The sequence below is a fragment of the Caldanaerobacter subterraneus genome, from assembly GCF_004345675.1.
Taxonomy (GTDB): Bacteria; Bacillota; Thermoanaerobacteria; order Thermoanaerobacterales; family Thermoanaerobacteraceae; genus Thermoanaerobacter; species Thermoanaerobacter subterraneus.
On the sequence record NZ_SLWU01000009.1, the window covers coordinates 64,982 to 76,682 of the forward strand.

An 11,701-nucleotide genomic window follows, 5' to 3' on the forward strand; every position below is an offset into this window, starting at 1 on the left:
TCTATAACTAACTTTTGAATAAAAAAATGGCAAAGCCCCCAACAAACGTTGGGGACCTTCCTTTATTTCACGAGAGGATAAAGCTCTTTCCTTGAATAGTGGGTGTGCAGAAGTTCGTGAGATTTCTCGCTCAAAGGATGACCCAGGAATTCCTCGTAAAGCCTCTTTATCGCCGGGTTCTCGTGGGACTTTCTTATAGGCAGGTTCTTGTCTATCTCGTAAATTGCCTTTGCCCTTAATTTCTTGACTTCTTCCATCTCGTTAGGATTGTGGATTGGCTGTCCTCCACCCATTATACAGCCACCTGGGCATCCCATCACTTCTATAAAGTGATACTCGACTTCTCCTGCCTTTACCTTGTCAAGGAGCTTCTTAGCATTTCCTGTTCCATTGGCAATAGCAATCTTTATATCCATCCCGTCAATTGTTATTGTAGCCTCTCTCACACCTTCTAAACCTCTCACTTCTTCAAAATCTATCTTCCCTATATCTCTTCCCTCTACAATTTCAGCGACAGTCCTTAATGCTGCCTCCATGACACCGCCTGTAGCCCCAAATATGGCACCTGCTCCTGTAGACATGCCTAAAGGCTCATCAAATTCTTCATCTTTTAAGTTCACAAAATCGATTCCCATCTCTTTTATCATTCTCGCAAGCTCTCTTGTGGTAAGCACGGCATCCACATCTTTCATTCCATTTCTTATCATCTCTTCTCTTTCAATCTCAAGCTTCTTCGCTGTACATGGCATTATTGACACTACGAATATATCTTTAGGGTCAAGCCCTTTTTTCTCCGCGTAGTAGCTCTTTACCAGTGCCCCCATCATCATGTGAGGAGATTTGCAGGTGGAGAGATTGTCTATAAACTCCGGATAGTACTTCTCACAGAAAGCTATCCAGCCAGGGCTGCAGGAGGTTATCATAGGAAGCTTTCCGCCATGTTTTATTCTCTCTAAAAGCTCAGAACCCTCTTCCATTATCGTGAGGTCTGCTGCAAAGTTTGTATCAAATACCGCATCAAATCCCATTCTCCTCAGTGCTGCTGCCATCTTCCCCGTGACAATGGTACCAACAGGCATTCCAAACTCTTCTCCTAATGCTACCCTTACAGCTGGAGCAGTCTGAGCTACAACGTATTTTTTGTCATCTGCCAAAGCTTCATAAACCCTCTTTGTATGGTCTTTTTCGTATATAGCTCCAACAGGACATACCATTATGCACTGGCCACAGCTAATACAGGGTGAATCCTTTAAGCTTCTTCCAAAAGATGGAGCTACCATTGTCTTAAATCCTCTGTTTACCATTCCAATAGCAAATACATTCTGAACTTCTGAGCACACTGCAACACATCTTCTGCAGAGCACACACTTATTAGGGTCTCTCACAACTGCAGGTGAACCATCATCTATAGGGTATCTTATATTTTCCCCTTCAAACCTTATTTCCTCTACTCCAAGTCTTTTAGCAAGGGCTTGAAGCTCACAATTGGTGCTTCTTACACAGGTCAAGCAGTTTCTATCATGATTTGACAGTATGAGTTCAAGATTTAGCCTGCGAGCTTCCCTTATCTTTGGAGTATTGGTATAGACTTTCATCCCATCAAACACGGGGTAGGTGCAGGAAGTCTGTAAATTCCTTACTCCCTCTATCTCAACTAGACATATGCGACAAGCCCCAATTTGATTTATCTCTTTCAAATAGCAAAGAGTAGGTATGTCTATGCCGGCTTCTTTTGCCGCTTCCAGTACCGTATAGTAGGAAGGCACTTCTACAGTTATGCCATCTATTGTAACGCGAACTTTGTCCATCCTTTTACACTCCTTCCTCTTTTATTTTTTGTATATTGCGCCAAACGGACACTTATCAATACATGTTCCGCACTTAATACACTTCTCTTGGTCAATCACATAAGGCGTCTTTGGCTTACCAAAAATAGCACCCACAGGGCAGTTCTTTGCACAAATTCCACAGGCTTTGCACTTTTCAGGATCTATAACAAAGCTTAAAAGCGCTGTACATACACCGGCAGGGCACCTTTTTTCTTTTATGTGGGCCTCATATTCGTGCCTGAAATATCTCAAAGTAGAAAGTACAGGATTGGGTGCTGTCTGTCCAAGACCACATAGAGCCGTTGCCTTTATGGTCTTTGCCAGTTCTTCTAACTTTTCGATATCTCCTTCTTCTCCTTTTCCGGAAGTTATCTTATCCAAAAGCTCCAGCATCCTCTTCGTACCAATCCTACAAGGAGCACACTTACCGCAGGATTCATCGACAGTAAACTCGAGGAAGAACTTCGCCACATTGACCATACATGTGTCTTCATCCATCACAACAAGTCCGCCAGAGCCCATCATCGCACCTGCACTGGTTAAAGAATCATAATCAATCGGAGTATCTAAAAGCTCTGCCGGTATGCATCCGCCAGAAGGACCGCCTATCTGAACAGCTTTGAATTTCTTTCCTCCGGGTATTCCTCCGCCTATTTCGTATATGATTTCTCTTAAAGTTGTACCCATAGGCACTTCAATGAGTCCGGTGTTATTCACCTTACCGGTGAGAGCAAAAACTTTCGTTCCTTTAGATTTTTCTGTTCCAATGCTTGCGAACCATTCTCCGCCGTTTAATATGATGGGAGGAATATTTGCAAAAGTCTCCACGTTATTTATAATTGTAGGTTTGCCCCATACACCCTTTACCGCCGGGAAGGGGGGTCTTGGCCTCGGCTCTCCTCTTTTACCCATAATAGAGTTTAAAAGAGCTGTCTCTTCACCGCAGACAAAAGCACCTGCTCCAAGCCTTATTTCAATGTCAAAGTCAAACCCTGTGCCAAATATATCCTTTCCTAAAAGTCCGTACTCTCTCGCCTGCTGAATCGCAATCTTAAGCCTTTTTACAGCCAGAGGATACTCTGCTCTCACGTATATATAACCGTGATTTGCACCTATTGCATATCCAGCTATTGCCATTGCTTCTAAAACACTGTGGGGGTCTCCTTCCAATATGCTTCTATCCATGAAAGCGCCAGGGTCTCCTTCATCAGCATTGCACACAACATATTTAGGGGTTTCTTTCTGCTTGTAAGCAAATTCCCATTTCACACCTGTTGGGAATCCGCCACCGCCTCTTCCCCTTAATCCTGATTTTTTGACCTCTTCAATTACTTGCTCAGGAGTCATCTCTGTAAGAACCTTCGCAAGCGCTTTATACCCGTCAAAAGCAATAGCTTCTCTTATGTCTTCAGGGTTTATCACACCGCAGTTTCTAAGAGCAATTCTTCTCTGTTTCCTGAAGAAAGGTGTCTCCTCCAACGGCTTTATAGCTTTTTCTTCTAGGCTCTCGCCGTAGATGTACTTTCTGACAGGTCTTCCCTTTAAAAGATGCTCCTCTACAATTTCAGGCACATACTCTGGCTTTACTCTGCTGTAAAAAACCCCTTCCGGGTAAACTACCACAACAGGACCCAGCTCGCAGAGTCCAAAGCATCCTGTCCTCACAACCAGTATTTCTTTGTCCAAACCCGCTTTTTTAATCTCTTCTATGAAACGTTCAGCTACCTCGTCAGAACCTGATGAAGTACAGCCAGTTCCACCACATACCATTACGTGAGACCTGTAAAGCATCTAATATCCCTCCTCTTACTCGTAATTTTCTATAGTCCATTCCCTGATTGGGTGGCCATTTATCACATGTTCCACTACTATTTGTCTTGCCTTCTTTTCATCAACCTTTACATAAGTGACTTTCTCCTGCCCCGGCATATAAACATCGACAATCGGCTCTAACTTGCACATGCCTATACATCCTGTCTCTGTCACAAGCACATTTGTCACATTTCTCTTTGCCAGTTCGTCCAGTATTGCCATCATAACCTGCCTTGCCCCTGCTGCAATGCCACAAGTAGCCATTCCAACAGCAATTCTTACTCCCGACCTATCTTTTCTGAGGTTTATCTTTTCAAGAGTTTCCTTTCTAATCCTTTCTAATTCTTCTAATGTCTTCATTTTTACACCTCCATTTCACTTTTCTTCATTCCCTCTTCTACATACTCTCTTATCCATGAGAGCACTCTTACATCATTCAAATTCACGTCTTTTAGAACTTCTCTAATCTTTTTTGTGTCAAATTCAAACTCTCGACTGCCTTTTTTAAATCTATAGACAATATCAATCTGCGGTGCTGACATTATTAAAGACACAATTGTAGAAGCTATATCCCCTATTGGAATGAGATTCACACTGGAAAGTTTAAAAGTCCCTTTTATCCTCGTGCCCTTTCCTTCTTCAGAGAAAATTTCGAAAGTTCCTTCGCACTCTTCTGTCAGTTCCTTAAAAAGCGGAATACCCAGTCCAACTCTTCTTTCTTTTCGCGTTGTGACAAAAGGACTTGTCACTTTTTCTAAAAATTCCTTTTTCATCCCACATCCATCATCTTTAACATAAACTGTCAAAAGGTCTTCCTGGGGATTTTCTTCTATTTCAATTTCAACATTTTTCGCTCCAGCTCTTACGCTATTTTGAGCCAAATCTAGTATATAGAGAGCCAACTCTTTCATGGTTTATAAATCCCTATTCAAATTTTTTCAGTATTTCATCCACGTCATTAGGAGTAAGCCTTCCAAAAACTTCGCCGTTTATCATCATAACGGGTGCAAGTGCACATGCTCCAAGGCATCTTGTTGGCTCCAGAGAAAATTTACCGTCTTCTGTTGTCTCCCCTACCTCTATGCCCAACTTTTCCTTAATTTTTTCCAGCAACATAGCAGCTCCTCTAACATAACAAGCAGTTCCCATGCAAAGGTTTATTTTGTACTTTCCAGAAGGCTTCAGAGTAAATCTTGAATAAAAGGTCGAAATCCCGAATATCTCCGTCAAAGGAACCTTCATCTCCTGTGAGATGAAAAGCTGAACTTCTATGGGAAGATATCCAAAAATCTCTTGAGCGTCATTCATGACAGCAATTAGTGAACCGGGGATTTCTCTGTAATCTTCTATTGACTTTTTGAACTTCTCAACCTTATCTTTGCCAAACTTCTCTACAAGCTTTTCTTCCAAACTTGCTTCTTTCATGCCCTGCATCGCCTTTCCCTCCTTGAATGAGAAATTTCACAAAATTTTCATCATAGCACTTTTAATTCATCATTCGTTAATATTATATCATAATTTCATTAATTTTTTAACAAACATTTATAAAAAAATTTTATTTTCTGATAATCACAACCATTTTGGTAGGATTACAAAAAAATTAGCAACCACAAAGCCAATCCACAATGCTTTTCAATGATAAGTCACAAGGTAGGAATTCTTCTCTTTCCGAAATATACCCCAGATGATGAGCATCAGAAGAGCTTATTATTCTATACTTTTTACATTCTGGATGCTCTTTTAAAAAAACTTTTTTGTCAGTGCTCTTAGATATTTCAATTGTTGATAAATTTTTTATATTAGGAATAAACCCAAGATTAGAAATAATGCTGTAACTTCCCCTATTCACATGGGCAGGAACCGCAGCCCCCCTCCCCTCTATGTATTGAAAAATCTCGCTTATAGTAAAATTAGAAGATACTAACAATAAATTCTCTACTTCTCCTATTTCCCTATCCTCATCGTCCATTATAATCTGCTTCCCAAAGATTGTTTTATTATTTTTTATTTTAGTCATATTTTTGTCAATAATTTCACTAAATTTGATACACTCTTCCACTGAATAAAAATAACACAGCACATGTACTTCTTCTTTAGTTTGCACTTCTATCCCAGGAACCACTATTAGGCCTTTTTTCCTCCCAATTCTATAAACAGCTTCTACATTTAAAGCTGAGTTGTGGTCTGTCACTGCGATTACATCTAGTCCCTTTAGGAGAGCCATATTGACTATGTTGTTAGGTGTCATATCATCGGATGCGCAGGGAGACAGACAGGTGTGAATGTGAAGGTCATAGTAAACCATCATTTCATCATCTCGTGCAGTATTATTGCCGCCTCATAAGAAGTTCCAGAAAAACTCAAAACAGGAATGCCCTCTTCTTCAGCCTTTGCTTTTGCATCTTCGTCTAACTTGACATTCTCTGGCAAAATCACACAGCTTATTTCAGAAAGAAGAGCTACAGCTATAACATTTATGTGGCTTTGAATGGTTATCCAAGCATCCTTCGCCTTTGCATGAGACATAACCCAGCTTAACAAATCGCAAATATACACTCCCTCAATTTCTCTATCGATCCCCTTCTCTCCCGCTACTAATGAAAAACCTTTTTTAAGAAGATTTTCTACTTTAATACCCATACATTCTCCTCTCCTTTTTACTTAATAACAGGTGGTTTTTTCCCCGCTAGATCATTTAACTCTTCCGCTAAGGCTTTTATTTTATCCTTCAAAATGAAGATACAGTCATTTTCTGTAGCACAGCCTTTTACAATGTCCTCTGCTAAAGCCCTGCAACTGGGAGACCCGCAAGATCCGCAGTCTAAACCTGGCAAAGTCTTGTGAGTTCTGTCTATTTCTTTCATCATTTCCAGTGCTTTAGAAATATCTTTGTCTAGCTTCATCACTTCACTTTTTTCTATTTTCTTTATCCACTTCACCTCTTCAAAACTTACAAGGTCTTCATCTACGGGAGGTTGTTCCCTCTTTGGCAGACTTTCAGCCAACTTCCTTATTCTATTTTTAGCAACAAAAGGATTCTCAACTGTCAGAGGTCCTCCTATACATCCGCCTATGCACGCTAGCCCCTCAAAAAAATCTAAATCACTCAATTTCCCAAGTTCTATCTCTTCTAAGACATCAATGACATTGTGTATCCCATCTACATATATGCTATTTTCTGTAAAAGTACCAAAAGCTTCTCCTCCTGAATTAGCCCATCCTACTCCTATCATGGTAGCTTTGCGCAAATCTCTTACTACAGTAGTTTTCGCTTTTTCAAGTATTTTCCCGTATATTTCCTTCATTGAAAAAGCTCCATCAATCTTGGATTTCTCTAGGCCTACTGGATTTCTTATGCTTGTCACTTTAGCAGCACAGGGAGATATAAAGAAAACTCCTATTTCTTCTTCTTTAAGCCCTGTTTTCTTCACTGCCTGTTTTTTTGCAATTATTGCAGCTGTGTCCATAGGAGAACATATATTAAGAAGATGGTCAATAAGAGATGGAAACCTAATCTGTATGAGCCTTACAACAGCAGGACATGCAGAAGAAATTACGGGTCTTTTCAAGTTCCCCTTCTGTAAAGCTTCTCTTGTAAATTTAGAAACAATCTCTGCAGCATAAGCTACTTCAAACACCTCATCAAATCCAATATCTAAAAGAGCACTCAATATCTGGTTGATAGACAAGTCTTTAAACTGCCCGTATAGAGAAGGAGCAGGAAGAGCAATTTTATACCTGAAATTTTTCATAATTTCCAAACTATCTGTAACAGCCAGTTTGGCATGATATGGGCAGACTCTTATGCATTCTCCACAGTCAATACATCTTTCATTTATAATCCTGGCTTTCCCTTCTCTTACCCTTATGGCCTCCGTGGGACACCTCTTTATGCAGTTGGTACATCCTCTGCACCTGTCCTTATCCAAAGTCACAGAATGAAAATAAGTCATCTTACACACCTCTTAAAACAATATTTCTGCCACTACAACAGTGCCATCTTTACTGCTTTTTATATCCATAAAATCCGAGTTTGCCTTTATATTGGGAAGTCCCATGCCTGCCCCAAATCCCATCTCCCTTATCTCTTCTGGAGCAGTAGAATAGCCTTCCTTCATCGCCAGCTCTATGTCCTCTATGCCAGGCCCTGTATCTTCCGCTATTATCCTGATCCTGTCCTCAAAAATCTCTATCTTAATAGTCCCTCCGTAAGAATGGATTATGATGTTCATCTCAGCTTCATAGCACACTATACAGCTTCTGCGCACTATATCAGGGGCCAAGGAAAGTTGCTTTAAAATTGCCCTTAAATTGCTTGACACCTCTCCAGCAGAATCAAAATCTCTTGCTTTTACTTCAAATTCCTTACTGTAAAGCGCCATTCTTTTCACCACTTCTGCAGGTCAGCCCATTGGAGTATAAAAGCCCACAGGCGATATAAAGAGGGTATTTCGTCTTCATCACCACAAGGCCTGCTTTTTTTGCCTGTTCCAGCACATCATCTCCTGGGCTTTTCCCTCTTACAAAGATTATACATTTTATGTCACCCACAACTTCTGCAGTTCTCACCACCTGAACATTAGTAAGGCCTGTCAATAATACTGCTTTTTCATCCCGAGATGCCAGCACATCGCTCATCAAATCAGCACCACATGCAGTAAATACTTCCTCTTCCAACTTTTCTTCTCCCAAAAGCACTTGAGCTTCTAAAATCTCTTTTATCTCCCTAAGCTTCACAGCAAGCACCCCGCTATTTCGCAATATTTTCTAAAAAATTGTTATAATCTCCCCATGAATTCCACAAAAGCTGCTGCAAAAGTGAAAAAGTATTCTTATCTTTTAAACTGCTGGAAATCTCTATCAACTTTACACTGTCTGCTATTTTTTGAACAATCTTGTCGACCTCTCCAGATATCTCTTCCACTTCTTTTTCTTTAAATGCCTTTTTGTCTTTATTCATCACCTCTACTTTTCTTTTCAATTCTTGTACCTCTTGAGGTTCAATACTTCCATTAAAGCTCTTAAATGAAAGAACAGAAATGTACCCCAAAATTTGCTGGAATTCGTCTAATTTGTTTGTAAAATATTCTATTTCTGATGTTAAATTCTTGTCATATTTTATTTTTAAATAAGGCGACTTTTTGGCATAAACTTCAGGCGTAATCCCTTTAGAACTCATCAAACCTGCAAACTCCAGAGCTTCTTCCTTAGTCAGAAACAAACCTATAACCACTTTATATTTCTCACCGTCTCCCTCAATAAAAGAAAAAATGCCGTTTAATCTCAGCAAATCTTGGCGATATTTGGCCTCTTCGTATTTGCCGTGAACACTTTCCACTACCTCAAATCCATCTATTCCTTTTATTGTAATATACTGAGGCTTAGCCTCTTCTTTTGAAATATTTGGTTCCACAACATTTTGCGAAATAAAATAACCAATCAGCAAAGAAACCAGCGGAATTATAATGATGACTAACAGCACTTCCAGCATTCCCTCGTTTTTCATCCCATATCTTCCTCTTCTTAATCGTTACACCTATATTATACTATACTTTTTCTAAAAATCCTTTAAAAATTTTTTTCTAGGCCTTTTTTACTATTTTGCTCACAAAAAAGAGGTATTTGAAATTTTTTGTCGAATTATAAAAGTGAGGTGAAAAAAATTATGATTGACAGCGTAATAAACAGCATAATTGAGGAAAAATTTAAGGAAATACAGAGTAGACTCCCAGCCAATGTAAAAATATTTAGCACATCCTTAAATTTTCAAGAAATATTAAATAGCGAAATAGAGAATATCAATCAAAAGGATTCTCCCTCTGAAATTGAAAAACTAATACGAGAAGCCAGTCAAAAATATGGAGTAGACGCAAACCTCATAAGGTCAGTCATAAAAGCCGAATCCAACTTCAATCAGTTTGCTGTATCCCCTAAAGGAGCAATGGGTTTGATGCAGCTTATGCCATCCACGGCAAAGGAATTAAATGTAAAAAATCCTTTCGACCCTTCTCAAAACATAGACGGAGGAGTGAGATACCTAAAAAATTTACTAGATACATATAAAGATGTAAGATTGGCTCTTGCTGCTTACAATGCAGGTCCTCAAGCTGTAGAAAAATACCAAGGCATTCCCCCTTACCCTGAAACTATAAATTACATAAACAAAATTTTAAATGACTTGTATAAATAAAAGGGAGCCAAAAGGCTCCATTTCTATTTTTGTTTTGCACTTTTGTACCTCTGCTGGGAATCCAAAATTTTCTTTCTTATTCTTATGCTCTGAGGCGTAACTTCTACCAACTCGTCATTATCTATAAATTCTAGAGCTTCCTCTAAAGTCATCTTTTTCACAGGAGAAAGCCTTAGGGCTTCTTCAGCCGTTGCAGACCGCAAATTGGTGACGTGTTTTTTCTTACATACATTGACTTCAATATCCCCACTTCGGGAATTCATGCCGACAACCATTCCTTCGTACACCTTGGTGCCTGGCTCAATAAAAAGAGTTCCCCTTTCCTGAGCGTGATAAAGGCCGTAAGTCGTAGCAATACCCGTCTCAAAAGCAACAAGAGCTCCCCTTGATCGAGAGGGAATTTCACCTTTGTAAGGTTCATAGCCGTAAAACACAGAGGTCATTATTCCATTTCCCTTTGTATCAGTCAAAAACTCTGACCTGTACCCTATCAAACCCCTTGTAGGAATCTTAAACTTAAGCCTTATAGTCCCCGGTTTTAAAGTGTGCATGTCCATCAATTCGGCTTTCCTGGGCCCCAATTTTTCCATTACAACTCCCATGTACTCTTCTGGAATATCTACGGTCAAAAGCTCAATAGGTTCCATCTTTACTCCATTTACTTCCTTGAATATAACTGTAGGTTTTGAAACCTGTAGCTCATATCCTTCCCTTCTCATAGTCTCAATCAAAATAGAAAGGTGCAATTCTCCTCTGCCAGAAACCTTAAAAGAATCAGGGGAATCTGTCTCCTCCACTCTTAAAGCCACATTTGTCTCCAGTTCCTTAAAAAGTCTTTCTCTTAGATGTCTAGAAGTCACGTATTTCCCTTCTGTTCCTGCAAAGGGACTGGTATTCACACTAAAAGTCATGGACACAGTAGGCTCCTCAATTTTTACAAAGTCTACAGGTTCAGGGTTGTCCTTATCCGCTATTGTCTCCCCTATCTCAATATCGCTAATCCCCGAAACGGCTACTATATCTCCAAGTTTCGCCTCTTCCACAGGTACCCTTTTTAATCCCTCAAACTGGTATATGTTGTTTATGTTAAATTTTTGTATACTTCCATCCCTTTTACATATAGCCACTTCTTCTCCAGCTTTAATTCTGCCTCTTACTACCTTTCCAATAGCAATCCTGCCGATGTAGTCGTCATAGTCCAAAGTAGTGACTATAAGCTGAAAAGGTCCCTCTATGTCTCCTGAAGGAGCAGGAATGTATTTTATTATAGTTTCAAATAGAGGCCTTAAATCGTAAGACTCCTCTTTTAAATCTAATTTTGCTATGCCACCTTTTCCAGAAGTATATACAACAGGAAAGTCAATCTGGTCATCATTGGCGCCAAGCTCTATAAAGAGGTCAAAAACCTCGTCAATGACCTCATTTGGCCTTGCATCAGGCCTATCAATCTTACTTATTACAACTATTGGCTTTAAATCAAGCTCCAAAGCCTTACTCAAAACAAATCTCGTCTGGGGCATAGGTCCTTCAAAAGAGTCTACCAGAAGAAGCACTCCATCTACCATCTTCAAGACTCTTTCAACTTCACCGCTAAAATCAGCATGTCCTGGCGTATCAACTATATTTATTTTCACATCTTTATACCTTACCGCCGTATTCTTAGCTAATATTGTTATGCCTCTTTCTCTTTCAAGGTCATTAAAGTCAAGTATTCTCTCTTCTATTTTTTCATTCCACCTGAATATACCGCTCTGTTTTAACATGGCATCTACCAAAGTAGTCTTACCGTGGTCTACATGAGCAATAATCGCTACATTTCTTACATCTTCCCTTACTGCCCTCATAAGGTATCTCCTTCCATAAAAAGGTA

General features: G+C 39.6%; 13 protein-coding genes. 1 reads left to right on the plus strand and 12 read right to left on the minus strand.

Features of this window, described 5'->3' with window-relative positions; translation table 11 throughout:
* Positions 1 to 62 precede the first annotated feature (62 nt).
* The 11 genes from EV203_RS05790 to EV203_RS05840 form a co-directional block, all read right to left on the minus strand.
* The gene (locus EV203_RS05790) at positions 63 to 1,808 is read right to left on the minus strand and encodes an NADH-dependent [FeFe] hydrogenase, group A6 (protein ID WP_009609852.1); all 1,746 of its coding nucleotides are present in this window, start codon (positions 1,806 to 1,808) and stop codon (positions 63 to 65) included.
* 21 nt (positions 1,809 to 1,829) lie between these two features.
* A complete protein-coding gene (nuoF, locus tag EV203_RS05795; protein WP_132039549.1) occupies positions 1,830 to 3,620 on the minus strand; it encodes an NADH-quinone oxidoreductase subunit NuoF in 1,791 nt (596 codons plus the stop codon).
* Positions 3,621 to 3,635: 15 nt separating this feature from the next.
* Positions 3,636 to 4,001 (minus strand): (2Fe-2S) ferredoxin domain-containing protein, encoded by a 366-nt coding sequence (locus EV203_RS05800; protein ID WP_011025271.1) that lies wholly within the window; start codon positions 3,999 to 4,001, stop codon positions 3,636 to 3,638.
* Between the two features lie 2 nt (positions 4,002 to 4,003).
* Complete coding sequence (locus EV203_RS05805) at positions 4,004 to 4,552, minus strand: ATP-binding protein (RefSeq protein ID WP_009609865.1); 549 nt, start codon at positions 4,550 to 4,552, stop codon at positions 4,004 to 4,006.
* A 13-nt stretch (positions 4,553 to 4,565) separates the two neighbouring features.
* Complete coding sequence (locus EV203_RS05810) at positions 4,566 to 5,075, minus strand: NADH-quinone oxidoreductase subunit NuoE family protein (RefSeq protein ID WP_022587174.1); 510 nt, start codon at positions 5,073 to 5,075, stop codon at positions 4,566 to 4,568.
* Positions 5,076 to 5,241: 166 nt separating this feature from the next.
* Positions 5,242 to 5,949, minus strand: a complete 708-nt coding sequence (locus tag EV203_RS05815; RefSeq protein WP_132039551.1) for a PHP domain-containing protein — start codon at positions 5,947 to 5,949, stop codon at positions 5,242 to 5,244.
* On the minus strand, positions 5,946 to 6,281 hold the full coding sequence (locus tag EV203_RS05820; RefSeq protein ID WP_011025268.1) for a DRTGG domain-containing protein: 336 nt from the start codon (positions 6,279 to 6,281) through the stop codon (positions 5,946 to 5,948). Before EV203_RS05820 ends, EV203_RS05815 begins: the two co-directional genes overlap by 4 nt.
* Positions 6,282 to 6,298: 17 nt before the next feature.
* Entirely contained in the window at positions 6,299 to 7,594 is a 1,296-nt protein-coding gene (locus EV203_RS05825) for a [Fe-Fe] hydrogenase large subunit C-terminal domain-containing protein (protein ID WP_132039553.1), read from the minus strand.
* Between the two features lie 12 nt (positions 7,595 to 7,606).
* Positions 7,607 to 8,023 carry an ATP-binding protein gene (locus EV203_RS05830; RefSeq protein WP_011025267.1) on the minus strand — a complete coding sequence of 139 codons (417 nt, stop codon included), beginning with the start codon at positions 8,021 to 8,023 and terminating at the stop codon, positions 7,607 to 7,609.
* A complete protein-coding gene (locus tag EV203_RS05835; protein WP_011025266.1) occupies positions 8,007 to 8,378 on the minus strand; it encodes a DRTGG domain-containing protein in 372 nt (123 codons plus the stop codon). The genes EV203_RS05830 and EV203_RS05835 overlap by 17 nt, the downstream gene beginning before the upstream one ends.
* Positions 8,379 to 8,391: 13 nt before the next feature.
* Positions 8,392 to 9,147, minus strand: a complete 756-nt coding sequence (locus EV203_RS05840; protein WP_009609853.1) for an SPOR domain-containing protein — start codon at positions 9,145 to 9,147, stop codon at positions 8,392 to 8,394.
* Between the two features lie 162 nt (positions 9,148 to 9,309).
* Here EV203_RS05840 and EV203_RS05845 point away from each other — a divergent pair, with 162 nt between their 5' ends.
* A complete protein-coding gene (locus EV203_RS05845; RefSeq protein WP_041587296.1) occupies positions 9,310 to 9,831 on the plus strand; it encodes a lytic transglycosylase domain-containing protein in 522 nt (173 codons plus the stop codon).
* A 23-nt stretch (positions 9,832 to 9,854) separates the two neighbouring features.
* On the opposite strand, the gene typA is transcribed toward EV203_RS05845, so the two are convergent.
* Positions 9,855 to 11,675, minus strand: a complete 1,821-nt coding sequence (gene typA / locus EV203_RS05850; protein WP_132039555.1) for a translational GTPase TypA — start codon at positions 11,673 to 11,675, stop codon at positions 9,855 to 9,857.
* Between the last annotated feature and the right edge of the window lie 26 nt (positions 11,676 to 11,701).